Annotated in this window: 19 protein-coding genes; 11 read left to right on the top strand and 8 right to left on the bottom strand. The window is 47.5% G+C overall.

Going from position 1 to position 26,187, the window contains the following annotated elements; translation table 11 throughout:
* The first annotated feature begins 172 nt into the window (after window positions 1-172).
* The 4 genes from ACO0LE_RS16500 (at window position 173) to ACO0LE_RS16485 (ending at window position 6,850) form a co-directional block, all read left to right on the top strand.
* Window positions 173-1,387, top strand: a complete 1,215-nt coding sequence (locus ACO0LE_RS16500) for an efflux RND transporter periplasmic adaptor subunit (protein ID WP_422961434.1) — start codon at window positions 173-175, stop codon at window positions 1,385-1,387.
* Between the two features lie 3 nt (window positions 1,388-1,390).
* A complete protein-coding gene (locus ACO0LE_RS16495) occupies window positions 1,391-4,507 on the top strand; it encodes an efflux RND transporter permease subunit (RefSeq protein ID WP_422961433.1) in 3,117 nt (1,038 codons plus the stop codon).
* A 249-nt stretch (window positions 4,508-4,756) separates the two neighbouring features.
* On the top strand, window positions 4,757-6,004 hold the full coding sequence (locus ACO0LE_RS16490) for an SGNH/GDSL hydrolase family protein (protein WP_422961432.1): 1,248 nt from the start codon (window positions 4,757-4,759) through the stop codon (window positions 6,002-6,004).
* 162 nt (window positions 6,005-6,166) lie between these two features.
* On the top strand, window positions 6,167-6,850 hold the full coding sequence (locus ACO0LE_RS16485) for an OmpW/AlkL family protein (protein WP_422961431.1): 684 nt from the start codon (window positions 6,167-6,169) through the stop codon (window positions 6,848-6,850).
* 112 nt (window positions 6,851-6,962) lie between these two features.
* On the opposite strand, the gene ACO0LE_RS16480 is transcribed toward ACO0LE_RS16485, so the two are convergent.
* The 3 genes from ACO0LE_RS16480 to ACO0LE_RS16470 are packed head-to-tail and all read right to left on the bottom strand — an operon-like array spanning window position 6,963 to window position 9,180.
* Complete coding sequence (locus ACO0LE_RS16480; RefSeq protein WP_422961430.1) at window positions 6,963-7,946, bottom strand: GGDEF domain-containing protein; 984 nt, start codon at window positions 7,944-7,946, stop codon at window positions 6,963-6,965.
* A 38-nt stretch (window positions 7,947-7,984) separates the two neighbouring features.
* Window positions 7,985-8,851: an HDOD domain-containing protein gene (locus ACO0LE_RS16475; RefSeq protein ID WP_422961429.1), complete on the bottom strand. Its 867-nt coding sequence runs from the start codon at window positions 8,849-8,851 to the stop codon at window positions 7,985-7,987.
* Window positions 8,848-9,180, bottom strand: coding sequence for a hypothetical protein (locus ACO0LE_RS16470; RefSeq protein ID WP_422961428.1), 333 nt, complete (start codon window positions 9,178-9,180; stop codon window positions 8,848-8,850). The genes ACO0LE_RS16475 and ACO0LE_RS16470 overlap by 4 nt, the downstream gene beginning before the upstream one ends.
* Before the next feature lie 183 nt (window positions 9,181-9,363).
* Between ACO0LE_RS16470 and ACO0LE_RS16465 the strand changes: the two genes are divergently transcribed.
* Window positions 9,364-10,020: a DUF1345 domain-containing protein gene (locus tag ACO0LE_RS16465; protein ID WP_422961427.1), complete on the top strand. Its 657-nt coding sequence runs from the start codon at window positions 9,364-9,366 to the stop codon at window positions 10,018-10,020.
* A 50-nt stretch (window positions 10,021-10,070) separates the two neighbouring features.
* On the opposite strand, the gene ACO0LE_RS16460 is transcribed toward ACO0LE_RS16465, so the two are convergent.
* Entirely contained in the window at window positions 10,071-10,583 is a 513-nt protein-coding gene (locus tag ACO0LE_RS16460) for a hypothetical protein (protein ID WP_422961426.1), read from the bottom strand.
* 451 nt (window positions 10,584-11,034) lie between these two features.
* Here ACO0LE_RS16460 and ACO0LE_RS16455 point away from each other — a divergent pair, with 451 nt between their 5' ends.
* A complete protein-coding gene (locus ACO0LE_RS16455) occupies window positions 11,035-11,466 on the top strand; it encodes a hypothetical protein (RefSeq protein ID WP_422961425.1) in 432 nt (143 codons plus the stop codon).
* 25 nt (window positions 11,467-11,491) lie between these two features.
* Here ACO0LE_RS16455 and ACO0LE_RS16450 read toward each other — a convergent pair whose 3' ends face one another.
* Both ACO0LE_RS16450 and ACO0LE_RS16445 read right to left on the bottom strand, forming a co-directional pair.
* Window positions 11,492-13,321, bottom strand: coding sequence for a M14 family zinc carboxypeptidase (locus tag ACO0LE_RS16450; protein WP_422961424.1), 1,830 nt, complete (start codon window positions 13,319-13,321; stop codon window positions 11,492-11,494).
* Between the two features lie 55 nt (window positions 13,322-13,376).
* Window positions 13,377-14,696 carry a TRZ/ATZ family hydrolase gene (locus ACO0LE_RS16445; protein ID WP_422961423.1) on the bottom strand — a complete coding sequence of 440 codons (1,320 nt, stop codon included), beginning with the start codon at window positions 14,694-14,696 and terminating at the stop codon, window positions 13,377-13,379.
* A gap of 297 nt (window positions 14,697-14,993) precedes the next feature.
* Here ACO0LE_RS16445 and ACO0LE_RS16440 point away from each other — a divergent pair, with 297 nt between their 5' ends.
* The 3 genes from ACO0LE_RS16440 (at window position 14,994) to maiA (ending at window position 18,974) form a co-directional block, all read left to right on the top strand.
* On the top strand, window positions 14,994-17,537 hold the full coding sequence (locus ACO0LE_RS16440) for a DUF349 domain-containing protein (protein ID WP_422961422.1): 2,544 nt from the start codon (window positions 14,994-14,996) through the stop codon (window positions 17,535-17,537).
* A 68-nt stretch (window positions 17,538-17,605) separates the two neighbouring features.
* Window positions 17,606-18,298, top strand: coding sequence for a fumarylacetoacetate hydrolase family protein (locus ACO0LE_RS16435; RefSeq protein ID WP_422961421.1), 693 nt, complete (start codon window positions 17,606-17,608; stop codon window positions 18,296-18,298).
* Between the two features lie 19 nt (window positions 18,299-18,317).
* Complete coding sequence (gene maiA / locus ACO0LE_RS16430) at window positions 18,318-18,974, top strand: maleylacetoacetate isomerase (protein ID WP_422961420.1); 657 nt, start codon at window positions 18,318-18,320, stop codon at window positions 18,972-18,974.
* A gap of 85 nt (window positions 18,975-19,059) precedes the next feature.
* On the opposite strand, the gene ACO0LE_RS16425 is transcribed toward maiA, so the two are convergent.
* Window positions 19,060-19,719: a hypothetical protein gene (locus ACO0LE_RS16425; RefSeq protein ID WP_422961419.1), complete on the bottom strand. Its 660-nt coding sequence runs from the start codon at window positions 19,717-19,719 to the stop codon at window positions 19,060-19,062.
* Window positions 19,720-19,930: 211 nt separating this feature from the next.
* Here ACO0LE_RS16425 and ACO0LE_RS16420 point away from each other — a divergent pair, with 211 nt between their 5' ends.
* The gene (locus ACO0LE_RS16420; RefSeq protein ID WP_422961418.1) at window positions 19,931-23,095 is read left to right on the top strand and encodes a PAS domain-containing sensor histidine kinase; all 3,165 of its coding nucleotides are present in this window, start codon (window positions 19,931-19,933) and stop codon (window positions 23,093-23,095) included.
* Between the two features lie 96 nt (window positions 23,096-23,191).
* Window positions 23,192-24,907, top strand: a complete 1,716-nt coding sequence (locus ACO0LE_RS16415; RefSeq protein ID WP_422961417.1) for a DUF885 domain-containing protein — start codon at window positions 23,192-23,194, stop codon at window positions 24,905-24,907.
* A gap of 10 nt (window positions 24,908-24,917) precedes the next feature.
* Here ACO0LE_RS16415 and ACO0LE_RS16410 read toward each other — a convergent pair whose 3' ends face one another.
* Window positions 24,918-25,973 (bottom strand): acyltransferase family protein, encoded by a 1,056-nt coding sequence (locus ACO0LE_RS16410; protein ID WP_422961416.1) that lies wholly within the window; start codon window positions 25,971-25,973, stop codon window positions 24,918-24,920.
* Between the last annotated feature and the right edge of the window lie 214 nt (window positions 25,974-26,187).

Raw genomic sequence — 26,187 nt, 5'->3', positions numbered from 1 at the left:
GTATTTGGTGATTTGTATTTGATCTAATTTTCATTCGTTAAATAGTCTTGTAATTCGAACTTATTTCTATAAGCTAGGTCTGAGTAGTGCAAATTGCCACTATAAAAATAACGATGAGCGCATTGCAGCTAAGTAGTTACACCACTTATAAAAAATAATACAAGAGCAGATCATGAATATAGACACTCCCATTTTGTCTTCACTATCACAACGTCGCTGGCGTTTTCCTGTAATGGGTTTGATTGCTGTGTTAATTGCCGGCGGTGGCTGGATTATGTACACCAAGACGACTACAGCGCAGGCGAAAGACGGTGAAAAAGCGATGGCTAAGAAAGAGCCGGTTTATGAGCTGGCAGCTGTTGATGTGGTGAAAATCACAGCACGCGAATTAAGCCTGAACCTACCTATATCCGGCTCACTGATGCCAGCAAGCCAGACTACTGTGCGGGCAAAGGTTGCTGCTGAAGTGCATGAAACTTTGGTGCAAGAGGGAATGCCGGTCCGGAAGGGACAAGTGATCGCCCGTTTTGACAGCGCGGATTTACGTGCTCGTTTCAATATCCAAGACGCTGCTGTCGATGAGGCTCAGGCTCGCCTGGCATTGGCGCAAAAAAATCGTCACTCAAATGAAGCCTTGCTCAAGCAGAATTACATTTCTCAAAATGCGTTTGATACAACACAGAATAGTCTGGATCTGGCGCATGCCAGCCTGAAGTCTGCAACCTCACAGAGGGAGGTCGCACAGCTTGCTGTCGCCGATACACTGGTGAAATCTCCCGTTGACGGTATCGTCAGTAAACGCAGCGTTCAGGCTGGTGATAAGGTCTCGCCAGATAGCCCCTTATTCAGTATCGTCAATCTCGCTCAGTTGATCCTTGAGGCACAAGTGCCTTCGAGCGAAATTCCCCGTGTCAAAATTGGCCAAAATGTCAAATTCTCTGTAGATGGTTTTGGCTCCCGTTCTTTTATCGGCAAAGTTGCCCGTATCAATCCGTCTGCTGAGGCTGGGTCTCGCTCGATGCTGGTCTATGTGAGCGTTGAGAATATGGATGGTGTATTGAAAGGCGGCATGTTTGCCAAAGGTAATCTGACATTGGAAAAAACCAATGCTTTACCTGTGATGCCCGTGACGGCGGTACGCCAGCATAATGGTAGCGATGTGGTTTATCTCATAGTCAATAATCAGATTCAGCAGCAGGTAGTCAAACTAGGCCTGCGCAATGAAGATGAGGGTGTGGTTCAGGTGACTCAGGGGCTGGAACCGGGTATGCAGATTATTTCGACCAAGCTTGACAGTATTAAGCCCGGCAGCAAAGTCAGTATGCCTAAAGCTGCTATTGCATCGGTCCCGGCAGCCGACGTGACTTCAGATAAAGTCAAAGGCTAAGCTATGTGGATCACCAAAGTCAGTATCCAGAATCCGGTTTTTGCCACCATGGTGATGGTAGCGCTGATGGTTTTGGGATTGTTTTCGTATAAAGGTTTGGGCCTGGAGCAAATGCCAAACGTGCAGTCTGTTGGCGTTTGGATGGAGGTGCAATATCCGGGAGCATCACCTGAAATTGTTGAAAACGACATTACCAAGCCGGTCGAGAATGTATTGAATACGATCAGCGGCGTTAAACGGATTATGGCAAGTTCTTATGAGGGGCGTGCAGGCATCTGGACTGAGTTTCAGTTGTCCGTAAATCCAGATAAAGTGCTGCAGGAAGTACGCGACAAGGTTGCCCAGATACGCCCGGGTTTTCCTAAAGACGTAAAAGATCCGTTTATTGTTCGCGGTGGTAGCGACGGTAATGAGCGTCCTGTTGTGGAAATGTCGATCCGTTCTCAGGAAAGAAACTTGCGTGAATTATCTAACCTGACCGACCAGATCATCGCGAAAAAGCTACAGAGTGTCGCCGGTGTCGGTCGTGTCGATGTACGGGGTGCGGTTGTCCGTCAAGTGCAAGTCAAGTTGAATCCTGATCGCATGGCTGCTAATCACGTCGGTGTGAATGAAGTGCTGGCAGCAATCCAGTCAACGAACCAGAACATGCCGGCAGGATTAATCACCCAAGGGGCTAAAGATCAGTTGGTGCGCCTGGAAGCAAAAATAACTGACCCGCGCGGATTCAATAAAATTATCGTTGCCCGTCGCGCCAACGCCCCGGTATACCTGGAACAGGTTGCCGATATTCAGGATGGTGAACGTGAAGAGTTGTCGATTTCGCGTGTCAACGGTGTGCGGGCAATCGGCGTGTCAGTTACCAAGATTCAGGACGCCAATATTGTAGAAGTTGGAGATGGCATCATGGAGGCCATCGATGATCTGAAAAAGAGATTGCCTGCGGATGTTGTCATGAACGTCAATTATAACAACGCAGACAACGTAAAACAGTCATTAAGCGGGGTTAAGGAAACGATTCTTGAGGGTGCCGGATTAACGATCCTGATTGTGTTTTTGTTCTTGCATTCCTGGCGTAGCACGATCATTACCGGCCTGACCTTGCCGATCTCGGTGATTGCCACTTTTATTGCATTGAAGGCATTTGGCTTTACCTTGAACTTCATGACTTTGATGGCGCTGTCTCTTTGTATCGGTCTCTTAATCGACGATGCGATTGTCGTCAGGGAAAATATTGTTCGCCATCTGGGGATGGGAAAAGGACACAAGCAAGCGGCTGAAGACGGTACCAATGAAATTGGGCTCGCGGTCATGGCAACGACATTTGCGATTGTTGCGGTGTTTGTGCCGGTGGCCTTTATGAATGGCATGATTGGTCGCTACTTTTTACAATTTGGTATTACCGTCACTGTCGCGGTTCTGGTATCCCTGTTTGTAAGTTTTACCTTAGATCCAATGTTGTCTTCGGTCTGGCATGATCCAGCTGAAGGCCGATTTAGCCGCTTCCCATGGCTGGCGCGCATGATGGAGCGGATTGAGCACGGGATCGATCAACTTCATCACCTTTACGGGCGTATTCTTGAGCTGGTATTACGACGCCGTAAAACAACACTAATACTCACTTTCGCACTTTTTGTCGGCAGTTTCTTTTTGCTACCGTTTATTGGGACGGAATTCGCGCCGGAAACAGATGACAGTCAAATTTCACTCAATCTTAAAACGCCAGTTGGTTCCAGCCTGATCTACACCAACGAAAAGACCATGCAGGTTGAAGCGATTTTGAAAGAAATACCTGAAATAGTGACGATGAATACCAGCGTCGGTGTGGAAGGCGAACGCAATGCGGCGCAGATTAATCTGAAGCTGACCCAACCTCGCATCAGTCCCCGTAAGCCACAAAAAGAAATTGAATCTGCTATCCGTCAACGCTTGAAATCAGTTCCCGGTATTGAACTTGGCGTCGGTTTTAATAAACCTATTTATGTGGCAATCCTAGGACCAGATGCGGATAAGCTCCAAGGCGTTATCGATCAAGTCATGCTGAAGCTCAGCGCAATCAAGGGCATCGCAGATCTGGAAAGTAGTTTGACGGGAGCCAATCCGACAGTGCTGGTGAAGGTCAATAATGAACTGGCGAATGATCTGGGCTTGTCCGTACAGCAAATTGGCGCCGCCTTGCGACCATTTGTTGCCGGTGACACGATTGGTCAGTGGCTGGCTCCAGACGGGCAGAATTACGAAATCAACGTACAGCTTCCTAAATCGGGTCGTCAGAAAATCTCTGACCTTGCTGATTTGTATTTGGCAAGTAGCAAGATTGACGCGACCGGCACGCCAGTAATGGTGCCCTTGCGTCAGGTAGTTCAATTCATACCGGGAACCAGTCCGCGAGTTATCAAGCGCCAGGACTTGCAGCGTCGTGCGGCAATCTATGCCAATGTCGAAGGCCGTCCGGCAGGAGATGTCGGTAAAGAAGTTCAGGACCTGGTCAAAACGATTGAGCTGCCAGCCGGTTATCGCTTCGATGTCGGAGGACAGACTAAGGAGATGCAGGAATCCTTTAACGCTGCATTGGCCGCGCTGGGTATTGCAGTGATCTTTATTTATCTGATCCTCGCATCGCAATTCGGTAGTTTTCTGCAACCACTGGCGATCATGACCTCGCTGCCTTTTTCTCTGATCGGCGTATTGCTGGCTTTATTAATTACCGGCAGTACCTTGAATATTTTTTCCATCATCGGTTTTATTATGCTGATGGGTTTGGTAACCAAGAATGCGATTTTGCTGGTCGATTTTATCAATCAATCTCAGAAACAAGGGATGACACAACATGATGCGATCCTGGCGGCAGGTCAGGTCAGGCTGCGTCCGATTCTGATGACCACGCTGGCAATGATTTTTGGTATGTTACCGATGGCGATCGGTTTGAGTGAGGGAGCAGAATCGCAAGCTCCTATGGGACGTGCTGTGATAGGCGGTATTATTACGTCCACTTTGCTCACCTTATTAGTGGTTCCGATTGCCTATACTTACTTAGATAAGTGGGGACGTCAGGCACAGGCTTATTTCACAAGATATAGCCGGATTGCCGATACGGCGCTGGATATCAATAAGATTTGAAAATAATAAACTTTAAAAATAAGAGGACTTGAAAAATAAGTCTTGATTGCATGTTGTTTATTTGCAATAATTGTGCATCTGGCAACGCGTTTTTATTTTTGAATAAAAGCGCGTTGTTTTTAAAAGAATGTTTACTCTAGAATTGTAATTTTCTCTATTCAGGTAAAAATCCTGATGACATACTGAGCGCACGGTGACTAGCACGACCGTTCACTTAATTTTTAAAAAATATTCCCATTAGGAGACAAAATGCGTCAATCCAATTTTGCACTGGCATTGCTTGCAGCAGCTGTACTCGCTGGTTGCGGCGGTGGCGGTGGAGGTGATCAAACTACCAAGGTCAAATTTAGCTCCCAAGTCTCGTTCGGCGATAGCCTGAGCGACGTTGGCACCTACGCAGTCGGTACGGTTGCGGCATTAAAAGGTGGCAAATACAGCGTCAATGATGTAGACGCAAACGGTAAGAACAATGCTAAAAACTGGACCGAGTTGATGGCTGCTCAATTAGGCTTGCCAGCACCTTGCCCTGCACAAACTGGCTTATTAGGTTTGGCGTCACAAGGTTTCAATGTCCCAGTCGTTAACCACGCAGGTTGCACGTCGTATGCACAAGGCGGTTCCCGCGTGACTAATCCAGTTGGTCCAGGCAACAAATTGCTGGGTGGTTCCAATGCAGTTCTTGGCCAATTGACCGTACCTGTTATTACACAAATACGGAATCATCTTGCAATCAACGGCGGTGCCTTTAAGGGTGACGAAATCGTATTCGTCATGGCTGGCGGTAACGATGTATTCATCCAGCTGGCAACGTTCTCTGCCGGGGCAACTGCGGCAGCAACTGCGGCCGTCACTGCGGCTGTACCAGGTCAGATTCAAAAAGATATCGCTGCTGGTACTTGCGTTCCTACTGATGCCCAGGCAACTAACTGCCAGGCGGCGGCTGTTGCTAAATTGACGCCGACTGTCGGTGCAGCCGCAGCAGGTGCATTCGTACAAACTAATGCACCACTGGTTGTGACTGCAATGGGTACAGCTGGTGCTGAATTGGCTGGCTATGTTAAAACGCTGATCGTCGGTAAGGGTGCTAAATACGTCACTGTTGTGAACTTGCCTGATATTAGCCAGACACCGTTTGGTTTGAGTACAGATGCCTCCACACAAACGTTGATTTTCAACATGGTGAATGCATTCAATTCCCAGTTGAAAGCAGGTCTCGATGGCAATGCCAGCATTTTGTATGTTGATGCTTACACCATCAATCGTGATCAATTCGCCAATCCTGCGATTTATGGCCTGACGAACGTGAGGACACCAGCCTGTGATTTAACAGCAGCGAAAAATCCTCTGGGATCCTCACTGGTCTGCAACAAATCAAACACGATCTCTGGCTCAGTGGACAACTACCAGTACGCTGACTCCGTACATCCGACACCATATGGTTACTTGTTGTTGGCACGTTATGTATCTAAAGAAATGGTTGCAAAAGGCTGGCTGTAAGCCCATGGCCTGATTGCAAGGTCAGAAAGAACCTTTGCGATTTGCCGCATCAACATCACCGAGTTTTATGTTGAAACGATGATGTTGATGAGGCAAGCAACTTTATCGAATTATGTAGATGACTAACTTAGGTGTCATCAGTCAAAAGGATCGGGAGACAATATGAATAAAAGTTTTAACACTGCGATGAAGCTGTTGGCAATCGCTGTTTCGATGACGGCGAGCGTTGCTGCTTCAGCACAATCCGCAGGTACGTGGTCAGCCAAATTTGGTATTAACCAAATCACTCCAAAAGTAACAAGTGGTGATTTGAGTGCGCCTGCTTTGCCAGGTACAAAGGCCGACGTCGGTAGCGATACTGAACCTGTTTTGGTCGGTAACTATATGTTTACGGACAATATCTCTGCGGAATTCGCAGTGGGCTTGCCATACAAACATAACCTGATCGGCGCGGGTGCTATTAATGGCACAGGCAAGCTGGGTACTTCCGAAGTATTGCCACCAACTTTGTTCGCACAATATCGCTTCTTCCAGGCGAAATCTGCTTTCCGTCCTTATGTCGGCGTCGGCTTGACCTATGCTTACTTCCAGAAGGAGACAGGTTCTGGACAATTGACCGCATTGACCAATACAGGCAGCTCCTCACCAACAACATTTAAACTTGATAATAAGTTTGGTGTAACTGGTCAGATCGGCGCCGCGTATGCTATCAATGAAAAATGGTATGTCGACGCAGCAGTCACGAAAACTTACCTGAAAACGACAGCGCATTTCTCTACTGGTCAGACGCAAGAAATTAAGCTGGATCCAGTCGCGATTGTAGTCGGTGTTGGCTATCACTTCTAAGCCTTAAGTTATTCTGACCCGATGTAGTTTCGGTCAGAATAAATAGAAAAAGCCTGCGGATATCAACATATCTGCAGGCTTTTGTATTTGTCGGCCTTCGCTGTATTGTGTCTCAGGAGGCGACGCGATTACGACCCTCATCTTTGGCGCGGTATAAAGCAGTATCGGCTATTGCAATCAGTGCCGCAGTATTTTGTCCTACTGATAAAGTCGCTACGCCAAAAGACCCGGTAATGTGCGGTAAAGGTTTTTCGCGCTCTTCAAATACCCGAGTTTTACGTAGTCTGGTACATAGCCGCTCTGCCACAGCAATCGCTGATTTAAGTGCCGTACCTGGTAAAATCACCATCATCTCTTCCCCGCCATAGCGGGCAGCAAAATCAGAGGGGCGCAGACCGGCATTCATGACTTTAGCCGCACTTTGCAACGCATCATCACCCACCAGATGGCCGTAATCGTCATTAAATCGCTTAAAGTGATCTAAGTCGACCATGATGATACTTAGTGGATTGCCGGTTGCATGAGCATGTTCTATCATTCCGGGGAGCTGGCTATTCAGCCAGGCACGATTGTGCAGACCAGTCAGACCATCCACCATCGATAATTGGCGATAAAATTCTCCGACTTTCTGGCGATTCCGGATTTGTGCATTGGCGGCGCGGATACGAAACGACAGCAACTGTAGTAAATTTTTAGCGACACCGTTCGATTCGTCAATCAAGCGCCACAAGGTTTCTGCCTCGATGACCAGCAGCTCGCTATCCGCCAGTGCGCTGATTGTCGAAGAGTGAATCTCCTCGTCTAGCACCGAGATTTCACCAACGCATTCTCCCGGCAGATACTGCGTAATCGCTGTTTCCAATTGATTGCTGCCGGCATCTTGTCTGGTGATGCCTAGTACGCCTTGCAGCACTACATACAACCTTGCACCGGAGCTGTGAGCATCGAGTACGATCTGGCCAGTACTGGCTTTAACGATAGCGCATTGTTGAATAATATCTGCGATGAGATGAAGGTTTTCCTCAGAAATATCGCGGAATAAATGAATGCGATCGATTTTATAATCAGCATTGCCGAAGCAGGTGAGCGGTTCCAAAAGGGTTTTTTCCAAATACATGAATTGCTGTCAAAAATTTATAAAATAATGCCGTTAATTGCCTCAAAGCGCATTTCAGTCTCTCGAAAAATCCGTAAATACTCCGCCTTGTCTAATCCTACGGTATTCCATGCGGTTTGGGATATCAGTGGTACGAGATCATCATCAATAAGACTCAGGTCGAGGCCGTGCACAATCGCATTCGCGATATGGACTATTGAGGCAACCGAATTGAGGCCTTCGATGTCGGGATCGTGGTGACCGCGAATGGCATCATGAATCGCTTCAGAAAACTGCCACTGATCAGCGAGTGCCAGGCCGGCGACTACATGATCAATGCCCATTACAGCCTGTTCTGCTTCTAGCAGATAGCAGTCCTCTTGCTGCCGGTACAGAATCGCCTGTTCGTATTGCGCAGGAAAGCGTGTGACCAGTACAAGCCTTCCTATGTCGTGAAGCAAGCCTGCGGTGAACGCAAAATCATGTTTCATGTGCAGTGTTCTTGAGATCAGTTCTGCACATTCGGCGGTTGCAACGCTGTGACTCCAGAAAGCCTGAAAATCAAAATTCCTGCATCGGGAAGCCGGAAAGCTATTGCTGATCGCGGTCAGTCGTATCAGGTTTTTTACCTGGCGCATGCCAAGCATGGAGACCGCTTGCTGAATGGTGACGACCTTGGAATTACTACCGTAAAAAGAAGAATTTGCCACGCGTAATACACCTGCTGCGAGTGACTGGTCGTGAGAGACTTTTTCTGAAATGTCATCCAGACTAATATTGTCATCATCAAGATTAGAGAGCAATTCTCTCGCAACTTCCGGTAACGTCGGTAAGTTTTTGATGTGTCGAACGACATCGTTTAGCAGCAAGTGCTGGCTGCTTTGCGCAGGAATATCTGGAGTCATAGGTCACCGGTCCGGTAAGCACGCAAATAATCGAGCAATATACTGGTCGGCATCTGATCATCAATATGGCGGAACAATATGTCCAGACGGGCTAATTGATGTTGTTTGAGCGTATTCACACTTGCCTCGTCCAGATCCTTATCTGGCTCACTCTCGGTAAAAACAGACAATTGGCGTATATGATGATTGGCAACCGAGGCCAGCATGCTGTCAGTCAACATCACACCCGCAGGCAGTAACACATGCCCTTGTTTATCCAGCAAATCGTCCGCCAGTACCCGGCCTGCGGAAATATCGGACAAGGATAAATATTGATGACGCTTGCTCATAATCGAGATCTCATGGTGCTTATAGTGTAATAAATTTTCACTCAATTGACATGATTTTGTTTCTCTTCAGCAGTGTAGGCTCTAATATACTACGGTAAGTATATTGCGTGACAATATCGATCAGCATCGAACAGCATTAATCCGCATTGCAAAATTTCCCTCACCTCCACAGGCCGCTTTCTCATGCATCCGATAAAACAATTTGTTCATAGCAGACCACGTCTGGTTCTGACTTTTGCCTTGGGGCTGGTGACAGGTTGGCTGCTGCCGGATAGTTTGGACTGGATGACCCGCGCATTAGTCGGCTGGAACGTGGGCGTTTGGACTTACCTTGTTTTGATTGGCTGGCTTATGGTCTGTGCAAGCCATGAGAGTGTAAATGAAATAGCGATGCAAGAAGATGAGAGTGCGGTCGCGGTATTGGCCATACTTTCTTTGTCCGCTACAGCCAGTCTGGTTGCAATTGTTTTTCAATTGGCCAACATGAAGGGGATGACAGAGGATGTTCGTTTGTTGAAATATGCATTCACCGGCATGACGGTCTTTGGTTCCTGGTGCTTACTCGCGATGGTGTTTACGTTTCATTATGCGCTACTGTTTTATCGATCACCCAAAAACAAGCGCGCACTGCATTTTCCTGACGATGAAAAAAATCCTGATTATTGGGATTTTTTATATTTTTCGTTCACGATCGCAATGGCAGTGCAAACCTCGGATGTCTCGGTGATGTCGCGGGAAATGCGCAAGACGGTACTTGCGCAATCGGTGCTCAGTTTTTTATTTAACGTCGCGATTCTGGGTTTCTCGATCAATATTGCTGCCAGTCTGGTCGGTGCATAAGTCGAAGTATCAGCATGGCATAGCATGGCTGCCATACCAGATACGCCGACTTAGCGGCGATGATCGTCGCCATGACGCCGATCGTCCCGGTCTTCACTATGCTCTCTATTCCAGCGATCGTCACGTAACTCGCGACGCTCTCGGTTTTCATGATGCTCCCGATAGTCGCGATGTTCATAATAGCCGCGTGGATAATAGCGGTCACGCCATGGACGTCCGTATACTTGTTCCACGTAGACATGTTCAACATAGGGGCGTTCGGAGCGCAGCACGACAGGTACGCCGCCAAATTGCAGATCAATATTGAAATAGCCGGGCAGGCGGTTGCCGAATTGCCAGTTAGCGCCGTTGGCCCAGTACCAGTAGCCGCTGTCGGGCGCGTAATAGACTTGCTGCGCCGGGTAGTACACATAGTTGTAATTACGTATGACTTCTCTGGTGTAATACGGCTGAGGGCGCCAGTCGCCTCTATCCCAATCATGTGCTGCAGCAGTGCCGCTGATGCCGGCACTGAGTAACAGAGTGCCGATTGCAAGGAATTTGATGGAAGTCGTAAGACGCATGATGAAACCCATTCAGAAAGTTGACTACATGCGTATAACGCTTCAGAGTGCGCTTGCGGTGACATGAGGAGAGATAAATCTGTGTTGCCACGCAACACAAGTGCAACAGAAAGTTTCTTTCTGCGGACATCTCTTTATGGCAGATTTTGCCTATGAGATGTCCGGGAATTTCACTGCCATAGCCCGCAATGTCGGTTACAACTGCTTGCAATTCAGGCACAGTCATGCTGTGAGCCGGGTAGTTTTTTGGGTGGCGACGATATCAGGATACCGCCATTATTTAATATACTGATAGGTAGTATATTTTAAACGCCTAATAAATATGTGCGGTAATGGCAGTATTTTTGGTAAAAATAGGGGGAGTATATGTTTTCACTCTTCCGCTTCTAAGCAGTTAGCAATCAACAACGAATCAATAACGAATCAACAATGAGTAATGAGGGGAAATAAGATGACGATCAACGCCCGGAGTGGATTAGAGCAAGAGTGGCGTGTGCTGCAAACGAATATCGAGACACTGGAGCGCAATTGTCTCTGGATCAAATTGAGTGCTTTTACGTTGTTCGTCGTGACGGCGATGTTTAGCTTTACCGTGTGGATGATGCTCGGCCTGCTTGCAACATTATGCTTGCAAGAAGCGATTGTCAGGACATCACAGGCACGGCTTACTGAGAGAATCTTGCGGATTGAATCCAGCTTACAGTCGGCGGAGGCATGCGGCACAGCGTTTCAATTGCATACTGAGTGGCTGAATGACCGGCCCGGCGTAAGCGGCTTATTCGCCGAATATCTGACGCAGGCGATGCGTCCCACCGTTGCCTTTCCTTATGTCGTGCTGATGGTGTTCAGCTGTGCATTGACGTGGGGACAGCCACCTTATTGAGATGGCCAGTCCGGAGGCGGGCAGTTTATTCTGGTACCGTCGCGGTTCTTACTACAGGATATAAATTAAAACGATCATCCCAGGACGAATGGCGGCGGGCAAAAAAATCTAGTCTCGCTGAAGCGCTTTTGGCAAAAGCCGGATCAGTGGCGATGCGTCGATTGAATTCAGCACGCAATGCGGGGTCGGCAGCCAGTTGCTCACGTGCGACGTCCTCAGCAACATAGGCTTCCATATATTCCTTGCGCTCGAAGGCATTATTGAACCAGCCCCAGTTGACCAGTGCATCCGGCGCGCTTGGTTCCAGCATGGCGATGACCAGATTGGCTTTGGCTTGAGCGATGGGTACAAATAAACTGCCTTGTGGGAGATCGCGTACTTCGGTTTTCCAGTCACCTTGCAGCTTTAGCATCTGACGTCCTTCAAAGGATTGCGGGCTGAAGTCGACTTTGCTGGCGCGGTAACTTTCTACCGACGTTTTTTGCAGTGGCGACTTGAGTGGACGGAACACGATGCCGTGCTGCGCCAGTTTTTTCGCAACAAGGTCGGCATATCCTGCACTGACAATATAGCCAGCCTGCGGCGCGACGATGCTGAGTTGCGGAACGATTTCATTACGTAAAGTGACATTCCAGATTTGCGGTTTGCTCTCGTCATAGCGCGTCATCAAAGCGCCAGAAATCTCGGAATGAGTTCGTGTATAGGCATAACCACGGAAGGCAAGCGGCGTGGTCTTTTGTGTTGTCTGGTAGCTGACAGGCACCTCTTTGCCCGCCAGCGCCGCTGCTTGCAGATCGGCTGCCAGAGCCAGTTTTCGCCATTCTGCACCATGTGCCGCCACCTGATTTAGCACCGAAATCACGGTGTTGCGGGTAATTCGTACCCGGGTTGCGTAGTCTTTCCAGGAGTGGGTTTCTACCAGCATGCCGAAGCGATTGCGTAAGGCGAAATAACCGTGCGAGAAACGCGGTTGCGGAACGGCGTCAACAAAACCCGACATCGGATCATCTTCTTTTTCAAACGACATATAAAACGGCAGAGGCAAGGAGCCTTGCCTTGCAAGATCGGCGATCACTGCGTCACGGAATTGCTTGCCAGACTGGCGCAGTCCGGCATTGCCAGAGTTGACCGGCTCAACCTGGATAGAAATATCATGTTCGAACTTCGCCCCGTCCGTGACATGCAGATCAATGGTCGCCAGCGGGTCCCAGTCATTGATCAGTTTCAGCATCGCCTGCATTTCGACAGAATCGGCCTTTACGTAATCACGGTTCAGGTTGGTATTCTGTGCGGTAGTCCGCCAGCCCATTTCTTCAGGACCGCGCTGATTCGGGCGATTCCAGCGACCAAAGCGCTCATGGCCGTCGATGTTAAACACGGGAACGAAGAGCAGCACTTGTTTAGCCAGTGCGCCTTTGGCATTGGTGTCTTGCAGAGCTTCGCGCAGCGCTAAAAACCCGGCATCCTTGCCATCAATTTCTCCCGCATGAATACCGCCTTGTATCAAGGTCACCGGCACACCTTGTTGTAGCGCCTGTGCTGCGCTCAATGCACCGCTACGTGACGCTACTAAGGCCAGCATAGGCCTGCCTTCCGGTGTGCGGCCAAATTCCAGACAGCGCACGGCATCAGGATAGTTTTTTTCAAACTCAGCACAGAGGGCGATGACCTCATCATAGCGACCGGTTGTGATGAAACCGGATCGTTCGGATACTGTCGTCAATGTCGTTGTCAAGGAGGATGCCAATGCGGGTGTCAACGAGCTGGCAGCGTGCGCTGCACCAGTGTTTGCCGCAATACCGGTCAGTGTGGCAACGAAGATCAGCAGGGGCGATATACCGGATAAGTTTATCAAACGAGTTTCCTCAGAATTTAGTCAGGGCAGGTGGTAGTTATTCTAGGTGAGAGATTCAGGCGGCTGATGTCGCGATTTTACTTTGCCACCAGCGCGCTTTATCTTGTAATTGATCCATTTGCAGGCCGCATAGCGTTCTCTCACGCATCAGACATGTGCCATTCACCCAGACATGACTGATTTGTTCACGTCCGGCAGCGTAGACGATTTGTGAGATCGGATCGAATAGTGGTTGCGTTTCGATTGCCGATAAATCGATGGCAATGACATCCGCTTGCTTGCCAGCGATGAGGCTACCTATCTGCTGTTCCATGCCCAATGCTCTGGCACCCGCGATAGTTGCCATTTCGAGTGCGAGGCTGGCATTGAGGGCGGTGGGGTTGCCAGACTCTGCTTTTGCCAGCAAGGCTGCCATACGTAAGTCGCCGAGCAGATCGAGCTTATTATTACTCGCCGCACCATCGGTGCCAATGCCAACCTGAATACCCACCATTTGCATTGCGTGAACACGTGCGAAACCTGAGGCAAGTTTTAGATTGCTGGCAGGGTTGTGAGCGACATGCACACCTTGCCTGGCCAGCAGAGCGATTTCGGCATCATTGGCATGAACGACGTGGGCGGCGATCAGCGCTGGGCTTAGCAAGCCCAGTTGATGCAGGCGCTGTAACGGCCGCATGCCATATTGCTTGAGACTGGTATCAATTTCGTCTTGTGTTTCGTGGATATGGCAATGAATGTCCATGCCCATTTTTTCTGAGATGGCAATGATTTTATTAAAGGTTTCATCGGCGACCGTGTACGGAGCATGTGGTGCCAGACGAAACGAGACACCGTCCTGACCGATAAAACTCTGGCGCGCCGCGAGTGCTTTATTGATGTATTCATCCGCATCATTCGCATAGACGGTCGGGAATTCTAGGATGCTGCAACCGACGATCGTCCGCATGCCAGAGTGAATACCGGCGCGGGCTACCGCCTCATGACAAAAATACATATCGTTGACCGTCGTGGTGCCGCCCCTGATCATTTCTGCCATCGCATGCACACTGCCGTCGAAGACGAATTCATCGGACACATGTTTTTTTTCTGCAGGCCAGATGTGATGATTCAGCCAATCCATCAGGGACAAATCATCTGCCAGGCCGCGTAACAGGCTCATTGCCGAATGGGCGTGCAGATTCACCAGACCAGGCAGCAGAGCATGCTTTGGCAAGACCGTATGGGTCGCCTCCGGGAATTGTTGCCTTGCCTGATCCGCAGGCAGGATGGCAGCGATTTTATCGTCTTGCATCACTAAGGCATGGTCCAGCAATACCGTCCCACGTGGCTCAACAGGAATCAAAAATTGCGGGTACAGGCAGCTTGTTGTTGTCATGACGATGTCACCTTAAAAAATTATGGCAGAGAATGAAAACGATGTGGGCAACACGATTATAGCGGCGCATCTGTGATCGGGGTTTATTAACAATGCCGGGACAATTCTCCCGATGAAATCGGGAGATACATTTATCCGGCGCATACGTTGATCGCTATCATTTCCCCCTATACGTTCGCCGCTTTCATCACCGATAGCGACCAAGGCAGCTTGCACGTCCTGAGCCAATATTGGTCGCGGCTGGCAGATATTGTTATGATGTGTGCTTTGCTCATTTACCTCTCTCTATCTATCCACATGTTTGAGTTCCTCTTTAAGCGCCGACCTGCATCTACTAACATCTCTCCGGCAGATGTGACTTCCTCAGCTGAGGGTAAACAAAAAGAGAGTGAACGTCAGAAAAATGCCGTAATGATTGCGGGCAAACGCACCGAAGTCATGGAGCGCATACAAACCTTGACGAAGGATGAAAACGCCTTGGTCGAGATCATACTCAGTTGTGATTTTGCGGATGGACGTTTTAGCGCTGCGCAGCACGTGTATAGTCAGGAGGCATTACGAAAAGTTGCGAACGCTTTGCGTAATACGGATAAACGCGTTGCGAAGTTAATGCAATCCAGGCTGGATGACATTGCGACACTGGATCGTCAACGACACCTGGCGATCCAATGTGTAGAACAGGCGCGGCGGTTAGTTCATGACGAAAAACTGATTCCACAACAGCTTATTGAGCTGGATAAATTGACCGCGAAGCTCAGCGTATTCCCTGTTGATCTGAAGCAAAAGTTCGATCATCAGTATCAAACATTGCAGGCAAGGATTGTGTCGCAGACGGTTTTGCAAAGAAAAATCATTGATCTATCTCATCTGCTGGCGGCATCAATGGGGATTGCTGATACAGAGCATGTAGCGCAGCTTGATCAATGGCAAAACGAATTTGATCAATTGTTGTCCGAGCCAGAAGCTCCCAGCCTGCCTAGGAATCTGCTGTCAGACTTTACTGAAAAAATGCAAGCGGTACGTCAGCAATGGGCTTGGCTACAAACGCAAAAAAGCAGTTCTGAAGATGCGGTAGTCCGTTCAGATAGGGTGCAGCAAATACCGGTAGATGATGCTGAAAGCTATGCTCATCGGTCATCGGATGTTGCCATAAGTCAGACTGACGAGAATACGCCCGTGATTGTGCCGTCGGAAGCGAAAAATAAGCCAGCTATATCAGCTACACCAGCCTTATCAGCATTGAGCACAGAGCAAATCATTAACGCAATAGAGGCGATGGAGCTTGCTCTCGAGCAGGGTAGTGCATTGCAGGCACAGAAAATTGAGCGTGATACCTTGCGTGGTGTTGATATAAAACGCAGCAGCTTAGCCAGCGACCAAAAAGAACGTCTCTTTAAAGTTCAGTCAGAATTAGGGCGGCTTTTGTCATGGGCCAAATGGGGCGGTAGTATTTCGCGCGATGAATTGATTAAAGCTGCAGAAAATTTGCCCTTGCAAGAATTAGAGCCTAATGAACTCGCAAAGAAAATTGGCGGTTTGAGAGAGCGCTGGAAATCCTTGGAAGCAAGCACTGGCGGCGCATCAAAAGACATCTGGGATAGATTTGATACTGCTTGTAATCTTGCATACGCACCGGCTGCGGCATATTTCCAGCAACTTGCTCAGGTGCGGTCAGAGAATCTGGAAAAAGCAGACGCGCTACTTACAGGCTGGCGCAACAAAGCCGATGCGTTATTAGCAAGCTCGGACTGGAAGTCGATATCTCATTTTTTAAATGAACTGAAACAAACCTGGCGCGAATCTGGCAACGTAGACCGTAAGCACAAACAGCGTCTTGATGCCACGTTTAATGCTCTACATCAATCCTTGTCGCAGCCACTGGATCTGCAAAGAAAAACCGAGATTGATCTGAGAGAGCAATTGATTCAACAAGTGACGGCAATTGATTCTGCACGTCGTGATGCAGTTGATCAGTTAAAGCAGCTGCAAACTCGCTGGCAAGAACGGGCGCTCACTTTACCGTTGCGTCGCAAAGAGGAACAACAGCTTTGGGAAAAATTCCGCGCTGCCTGCGATGGCTTATTTACCCAGAGGAAAGCGGCTATTGGTCAGATTGACGAAGAGCGTAAATCGAATTTGGCAACTAAACTAGCAATTTGCGCGCGCGTCGGGCAGGTGATTGCCTCGACGGAGCAGCAAAATCAGTCCCAGCTCCAACAATTGTTGCGAGAGATCACGCAGGCGTGGCGTGAGACTGGTGCGGTCCCGCGTAATGAGGACGATGCGATTGAGAAAAAATTTCAGGTAATTTGTTCGCAACTAAAACAACAGATTGAACAGGTAAGGGAAAGTGACGCTCAGGCAGCCAGACATCAATTACAGTCAAAATTTGATTTGTGTCAGCAGGTCGAACGTCAGCTGGCAGAGAACCTAGAGCAGAGTAAATTGAGCTTGGCAAAATGGGTGGCTGACTGGAATCATTTGTCGCAGAAAAAAGCAGTATTGACCTTACTCGATCAGACATTAAATAAGCGCTTTGCCGCATGGATGCAAGCGGTTGAGTCGGGAGATGAGAGCTATGCTGATCGGTTGTCCGCTAACGCTGAAATCGCAGGAAAAATCATATTGCAGCTAGAGATATTGAATGGTATCGATAGCCCGGCGGAATTATCCAGGCTTCGTTTACAGATGCAGGTCGACGTGTTGCAGGAAACTCTCAAATCTGGCAATAAGCACAGCGCCAGTCTTGAACAGTTGCAGCGACTGTATTCCATGCCTGTGATCCTGGATTTGTCTCAGCAACAACGCGTGGCACGTTTGCTGAAAGCGAGCAATATTTAGCATTGTCTTTGCCGAAAAAATAAACGGAACTACAAGATACTGAAAGAGATTAAAAGAAAGGAAATGCTATGAGTTATGTATTCGATCCTAAAACACCCGTAGTGCCAGTAGCAAATTCAGATCTGCTGTTTCCTGTTCACAGGATTTACTGCGTAGGGAGAAACTACGTTGAGCATGCAAAAGAGATGGGTTGGACCGGCCGTGAAGCACCTTTCTTTTTTATGAAGCCGGCAGACGCGGTGCTACCGGTGTTGGACGGGCATATCGGTGAAATGCCTTACCCAAGTATGACGAATAACCTGCACCATGAGGTTGAGCTCGTCGTGGCAATTGGTGTCGGTGGAAAAAATATCACTGTCGGAACTGCGATGTCCCATGTGTGGGGATATGCAGTAGGTCTGGATATGACACGCAGGGATTTACAACTGGAATCTAAAGAGCAAGGACGACCATGGTGTACGGCGAAGGGTTTTGATTTTTCAGCTCCAGTTTCACCAATTCATCCAGTGTCACAGACTGGGTGGATAGAACAAGGCAATATTCATCTCGATGTAAATCAAGTGAAGAGGCAAGACAGCGATGTCAATAAATTGATCTGGAATGTGGCGGAAGTGATCTCCACTTTATCCACCTTGTATGAATTGCAGCCTGGCGATTTGATATTTTCAGGCACGCCAGAGGGAGTTGCTGCGGTAAAGCCGGGTGACTTAATGGAGGCACGTATTGCAGGTGTCGGCGAATTAAAAGTCCGTATTTCTTAAGACTACCTAAATAAATTTTATGAAGCTCTATAGTTACTTCCGCAGTTCAGCTTCGTATCGCGTACGTATCGCCTTGAACCTGAAAGGCCTTGAGTATGAGATCCTTCCTGTTCATCTGTTAAAAAATGGCGGCGAACAATTATCGGATACGTTTAAACAAATTAATCCTGACGCGCTGGTGCCCGCTTTGCTGGATCACTATCAGGGGCAGGAATTTTCGATTAATCAATCGCTGGCTATAATGGAATATCTGGAGGAGGTGTATCCGGATATTCCACTAATGCCCAAGGATCCGGTTGTTCGCGCCAAAATTCGCGCGTTTGCACTTGGAATCGCTTGTGAAATTCATCCGGTAAATAATTTACGGGTATTGAAGTATTTATCCAAAGATCTGGGACTAAGCGATGAGCAAAAAAACGCCTGGTATCAACATTGGTGTACGTCAGGATTGCGGGTTTTAGAACAGCGCCTGGTTGAAGATCAGTGTGCTGGCCGTTTTTGTTTTGGTGATATGCCAAGTCTGGCGGATTGCTGTCTGATACCCCAGATTTTTAATGCTCAGCGCTTTAACTGTGATTTAAGTCAGGTGCCTACTCTGATGAGTATTAATCAGCATTGCATGCAGCTTCCAGCTTTTATTGACGCATCTCCAGCGAAACAGATAGACGCTGAGTAAGCTTGGCCGTCAGTCGTGAACATTAAAAAAGGATGTTAGTTTGTTTAATATCCTTTTTTATTTGCAATGGTTTAACGGTAATGAGCTAGTTTGGCAAATTCTGTGCAGGAGGTTCCTCAGAGAGAGTGTCATTTAACACCGAGATCAAAATTGATCGTGTTAATTTGGACTTGGTTGTGTAGCCGTCAATCGCAAATTCGTAGTTAACCTGTTTTTCCGGCGCATAGCCAGGTTGACCAGTGCGTAATACGATACGCAAATTCTGACGACCCAACTCATTGCGGATGACACTGACGAGTTTCAGTCCCGCATCAACGGTTTCCATGACGACGTCCAGCAAAATGAGGGCGATATCGGCATGGTCGACGACTAACTGGCGCGCTTCTTTTGCTGAGTAAGCATGCAGAAATTCAAGTGGGCGACCATGAATTTTCACTCCACTCAATGCAAGCAGGGTCGTGTCGTGGACATTACTGTCATCATCGGCAATCAGGATTTTCCAAGGGAGCATTGCCAGTTTGGGATCTTGCGTTTCCAGCTCTTCGTCCAAGAAATCAATGAGATCGTCATCATCGTTCTGACCAACGGAGCAGCTGGAGATCAAATTGTCAGACAGGCGTGCAATCATGCCTGTTTGCTTAAATCCTCGGAGATGGATGCCAGATGCCATTAAATAATGTGGTGTCAGACTATCGCTATCGTGGAGGTTTAACAAGCCGGGCATCTTACTGTTCTGAAGCTTCATCAGTTTTCTCCCTGTTGCTTGAATTAAATTTTTTCTCTGTTTTAATCTTATGTGAAGCGCTTATGATAATCAAGAGGTCGAACCACTATTTTTAACAAATGACAACTAATTAGCATATTTTCTATGTCAAATTACGTCAGTGCAAATACGCGGTGGTAATATTCATTATCGTAGTATTTGGTAATCCTACACTCGTCTGAGCACAGTCTCTATGCCGTCTTTTTTTCTACCCGTTGCAATCGCTTGGGCAATTGGCATCAGCTTGATTACCATGCTTGTTCTGGTGTATTTGCAGCGCATCAAAGTCAGTGCCAGCGCCACCCGATTCTGGGCGATTGCGTATGCTTGCATTGCTCTTCGTCAATTCTGCGCCTTATTAGAGGTTTATCGATTTCCGTTATCTGCAATGGGAGTTGATTTTTTTACGGTAGGGCTCGCATGTTCCTTTTGGTACGGTACGCGCATTTTTTTACATAAATCTGTTGCGACTCCCCGTATTATTTTGTGCTTCTCCTTGCTGGTGCTATTGAGTTTTGTCTCGCATCTGACCGGAATTGATCGCCTTTTCCGTGAATTTCCCGTGTATTCATTTGCTGGCCTCATGCTGATTGGATCGGCGGTCAGTTTTTGGCGTGTCCCGCAGACTGATCGCAATGGTGGGTATAAGACAGTATCGCTATTGATTGCATTGAGAGGCATGCATCTTCTTGATTTTCCTTTTGTTCGCGGTAACAGTGATTTGCTGCCATGGGGTTTCATGTTGTCCAGTTTGTTGGACTTAAGTATAGGCATGCTTTTATTGGTAGTCGCTATTCTGGAGCAGAGAAAGCAGAGCGAGATGTTGTCAGCCTCAATTCAAGATGAAATGAGCGTACGTAAGCAAGCTGAGGGGGTGTTGAGAGAGCGAGAGGCTTTGTTTGAAAAAGTCTTTCAATTTGTACCGGATGTACTCGTCATCTGCAAAGAAAGGGATGGCCGCTATGTCGAAGTAAACAGACACTGGGAAGCGGTGACTGGTTATAGCCGTGAAGAATCTCTAGGTAAATATTCATTAGAGTTGCAGCTTTGGGTCGATACCAGTCAGCGCGATGAATTGCTTGAGTCTATACGGACTACTGGTGAGGTGCATGACCTTCGGGCAATCTACAGGCATAAACTGGGACACCATTATTTTGTGAGTATTTCCGGTGTGCGTTTTGATGTTGGCGGAGAGTCTTTTGTGATGTATCTGGTCGAGGACCGGACTGAATTTCATAGAATTGAAAATCAGCGCAAAGAGGCTTTGATTCAGCTTCGCGAGCGCGAAAAGAGATTTGTCAAAATATTTGATCTTGTTCCAGAGGCGATCAGTATTATCCGTATGGATAACGGCACGTTGGTAGATGTTAATACGCACTGGTTATCTATGTTTGGTTTGCAGCGCGATCAGGCAATTGACAAACATCCGGAGCATGACTTAAGTCTCTGGCAGGATACTGAGGGTAGAGCGCAATTCGTCAAAAGGTTATTGAACTTAGACCGTGGGGATAGCATAGGCAGTGAGGAGGTCAGGCTTAGAGGTAAGGGAGGTGCGTCGATCTTGGCGGAAGCTTTTTGTACAATCTTTGAATCCGATGGACAGAAGTACTTGTTGACGGCAATGCGCGACATTACCGAAATTCGTGAAAGTGGACAGGCAAGAAAGCGAGCCGAAGTTAATTTGCGGGAAAGGGAAGCTGTTCTGGCAACGGTCTTCCAATTGGTTCCGGACACGCTGACGATTACCCGCATGGCTGATGGTCAATATATTGATGTAAATAGAAACTGGGAGCCTTTGTCGGGTTATACGCGCGGAGAGGCGATTGGACGCACGTCCGGAGATCTGCATCTTTGGGCGTCCCTGGATCAGCGTCAAAAGATGATTGAGCTGGTCAAGCGGGATGGGGAAGTGAGGGGGATGCAAATCGCCTTTCGTCATAAGGCGGGACATATTTTTCAATGCCGTGTTTCTGGCTCTAAATTTATTGCAGGTGATGAGACTTATCTTTTGTTGGCCTCTCATAATATTGATCAGGAAATTGCCGCCGAGATGGCAAGAGCAAAAGCTGAATTGCTTTTGCGTGAGAATGAATATAAATACTCGACGATCTTCCAGTTGTCCCCAATCGCGTTAGGACTTGTTAGTGTGAACTCGTCCTTATTCATCGAGGTCAACGATGTGTGGCTCGATTTGTTCGGCTATTTGCGCGGCGATGTTGTAGGTAGAACGGTACTCGAATTGCAATTCTGGGAAAAACATGAGCAGCGCGATGCCATGATGCAGTTGCTATTTAACGAAGGGCGTGTCGATCGTTTTGAAATACATCATCGCCACCAAAACGGGCAGGTGCTGATTTGTTTATTGTCGGCGCGGCTGTTTACGATGAACGGCGAAAAAGTGTTTATTTTTGGCTTGCATGATGTCACTCGACAATACCAGATTGAGCAGGAAGTACGCGAGATGACGGTGCAACTGGAGGCCAGAGTCAGGCTAAGAACGATCAAGCTTGAGCAGGCGAATATAGAACTCGCTGAAGCAATGGAGTCGCTGAAGAGGACGCAGGATGAATTGATCCGCTCCGAAAAAATGGCGGCGCTCGGCTCTCTTGTGGCAGGCGTTGCGCATGAGCTAAATACGCCGATCGGCAATAGTGTCACCGTTGCCAGTACTTTGCAGGATAAAACCAGAGAATTGCTACAAGATATTGAGGAGGGTAAATTACGTCGCTCGACCTTGGATAGCTATTTACAGAGCGCTGGAACTGGTACCGCACTTTTGATGAGGACCTTAGGTATTGCGCGTGAACTGGTCAGGAGTTTTAAGCAAGTTGCTGTGGATCAGTCTAGCAATCAGCGACGGCAGTTCGATTTAAAATCGGCTCTAGAGGAGGTTATTGCGACATTGATGCCTATGTTTCATAAAGGCACTTTTGTTTTGAAAACTGATTTAATTCAAGATGTGGCCATGGACAGTTTTCCAGGTCCTCTTGGGCAAATTATTACCAACTTTATGACAAATGCGTTGAATCACGCCTTTGACGGCAAAGAGAGTGGCGAGATGCGGATATCAAGCCGTCTTCGTGATGCCGGACATGTGGAGATTGTGTTTGCGGATGATGGCAACGGCATTGCAGATGCAGATCAAAAGCGCGTCTTCGATCCATTTTTTACTACAAAACTGGGGCAGGGCGGTTCTGGACTGGGTATGCATATCGTGTATAACCTGGTCACCGGTGTATTGGGGGGCTCAATTGATCTGGAAAGTCACATCGGGAAAGGCACTCGCTTCACGATGGTATTGCCGCTGGTTGCACCAGAGATTTCTCCTGAAGTTGATCCTTATCGTGCCGATAAGTAAATTTTTGTGTAAGTCATGATGTTGATTTTAGATAGACATCAATATTGATAAGTATTCATGAGAACAACACTTACTAAAATCACCTGTTGCATCATCTTGTTGTCGAGTGTCCAGTGTTATGCCGAAAGTGATACTGCCAGTAATCGATTTAAAGAAATTTACATCAAAGAATGGGCTTGGCGGCAAGCCGAGACCGGTGAGGTCGATGAAGAGTCTGTGCAAAAAGTATCTGCCAGCTTGCCAAGGGTCAGTTATTTCGTGCAGGAGTCTAAGCGACGTTATTGGGCCGACGTTGTCGATCAGCTGAATAAAATTAATACTGCTGAGTTGTCTACTTCTGAGGAAGTTGATTTTACCGTCTATAAAATGCAGATTTCTAGCTTGCTCCGTAGCCAGGAATTTCGTGACTATGAAAAGCCGCTCAATGCCGATTCTGCTTTTTGGTCTGATCTGACTTATATCGCTAAAGTACCAATGTCACGTAGTCTGGATTTCGATCATTATCTTGCGCAGTTAAGTGATATGCCGCGCTATTTTTTTGAGCAAATTGAAAATATGCGATCGGGTTTGCAGAGAGGTTTCACTCCGCCGCGCGTGACTTTGCTGGGGCGTGACGCATCTGTTGAGTCGGTTATTAATGCGTCAAATATAGAGAGTAATATTTACTTCGCTCCTTTTATTAAGATGCCTGATTCTGTACCAATAACAGAACAAGTTCGTTTACGGGAGGCTGCTATCAAGGCGGTACGAGAATTCGTGCTTCCTTCGCACAAACTATTATTGCAATTTTTGCGAACTGAATATTTTCCTCAATCTAGGCAAGACCTAAGCGCAGAAAGCCTCCCAGATGGCAAGGCTTACTACCGGTCAAAAATAGAAGAATTTACGACCTTAACACTATCTCCAGGCGATATTCATGAGATCGGTCTGAATGAAATTGCGAAGATACGGCGAGAAATGGGTGAAGTGATTCGTCAATCCGGTTTTAAAGGAGATATTCCAGCTTTTTTACAATTTCTCAGATCTGATACTCAGTTTTATGCAAAGACGCCTGAAGAATTATTGATGAGAGCCGCGTTTATTGCGAAGAAATTTGATGGTAAGGCCGCCGCTTATTTTGGCTATTTGCCGCGTAGACGCTTTGCCATTAAGCCGGTTCCTGATGATCAAGCACCGTTTTACACATCAGGGCGCGGCGGTCCTGGGATTTACCTAGTCAATACATATGATTTACCATCGCGAGGTTTATATAGTTTGCCTGCATTGACCTTGCATGAGTCGGCACCGGGACATGCATTTCAGATGCCCGTTGCGATGGAACAAAAGGGGCGGCCCGAGTTTCGGCAGGCTTTTCTATCGGCTTACGGAGAAGGCTGGGCTTTATATGCTGAGCGGCTTGGTGTTGAAATGGGCATGTATGACTCGCCCTACGAATTATTTGGAATGCTAAGTTATCAGGCTTGGCGGGCAGCTCGCTTGGTCGTTGATACCGGTATTCATACTAAGGGCTGGAGCCGGGAGCAGGCGCAGCAGTATTTGAAAGAAAACACAGCACTTTCCATGCATGAAGTTGAAACGGAAGTTGACCGATATATTTCTTGGCCGGCACAGGCTCTTTCATACTATTTAGGTGAGATGACTATCTGGCAGGCTCGTCGCAAAGCAGAAGCTGCATTGAAGGAAAAATTCGATATCCGCAATTTCCACGATACAGTTTTGGAGTTGGGCTCTGTTCCGCTATCGGTACTAGAGCAACGTATCGATCGCTTTATTTCTGAGGGCGGTAAAAGTCCTTATCCCGACATGAAATGAGCACGTGAGCTCAATATTTCAGCAGTTGCGTTAGTTTTTTTCGGATTGGCTGGTCATAGATGCGATCGAGCCACCGGGTTATTAGTGCCAAAGTAAGCAGGAAGATAATTCCTGAGATTGGCGCGTAGGCGGCAAATTCTTTGCCAGTTAATTTTTTGCAGGCAATGTCAATTAAATGAGTCGCAGGAACATGCAGCACATAAAGCCCATAACTAATAGAACCTAATGTTGCATAACTGGTTTTAATCCATTTCTTGTCTGATTCTGTTCTGCTTCCGATCAATACCAATAAAGGGAACAGAAATAAAACCGTTGCGAGATCATATAAAGGCCGTAGATCTGCTGGCGGGCTCATGCATAGCAAACTTACGCAAAGTTCCAGAACAAACCAACTGGGTAGCTTCAAGCGGAGAGATTGGCCCCTGTAGGCTGCGATGAGCAGACCGACACAAAAAGAATACGTCACCCTGGGAATGCCGCCGACGGCACTAGACCATTGGTACCCTAGATCCAGATGTCCGAATTTAACTGCACAAATACTTAATCCAATCGCTGCTAAAAATGTGATGAGGATTAATTTCTTGATGCTAAGCAACCGATAAAACATCGCATAAAGCGCATTGGCAAATAATTCAAATAGTAGCGACCAGGATGGTGCGTTAATCCCGTAGAGCTGAGGTGTCAACGGGGATGGTAGAACGAGTATTGCCAATATGCTAGTGAGCAATAAGGTCGTGATACTCCAATTGGCGGCATTGTTTCCGGCAATAACACTCGCTATTGCCAAAATAATTCCCAGCAAAGTTCCCATTGCATAGAGTGGATAAAGCCTGATCAAACGTATACACATAAAAGAGTAAGTCGATACTCCCTCGTCCAGGCGTTGTGCATATGCTTTTGCAATGACAAATCCGCTTAGAACAAAAAACAAATCAACAGCCAGGTAACTCTCAGGAAAAAATAGCCCCGCAAAATAATTGGACGTATGAAACAAAACTATCAATAGCGCGGCTATTCCGCGCATGCCATCTAGCGTGTGGTACTGATGTCTTTGGAAGTTTGTCATTGATATGTGATTGGCCGATCGTGTTTTGGATAGTAACAAAGCGGGTTTTAATATTGACCATTTCTAATGAAGAATATTTTTAGACATAGTCCTTGCAATGGTGTGTGGTATTTGCTATAGTTCGGCTCCCGTCGAGAGGCGGGGGGAGAAAAGAAAGTGAAGTAGTTGATACAGGTTTTAGAAGTGAAGAGTTAGAAGCGGGTAGTTAAGCGTG

Source organism: Undibacterium sp. Xuan67W (genome assembly GCF_049340165.1).
Lineage (GTDB): Bacteria > Pseudomonadota > Gammaproteobacteria > Burkholderiales > Burkholderiaceae_D > Undibacterium.
Note: the sequence above shows the minus strand (reverse complement) of the source record. Positions and strands in the feature narration are given on the sequence as shown.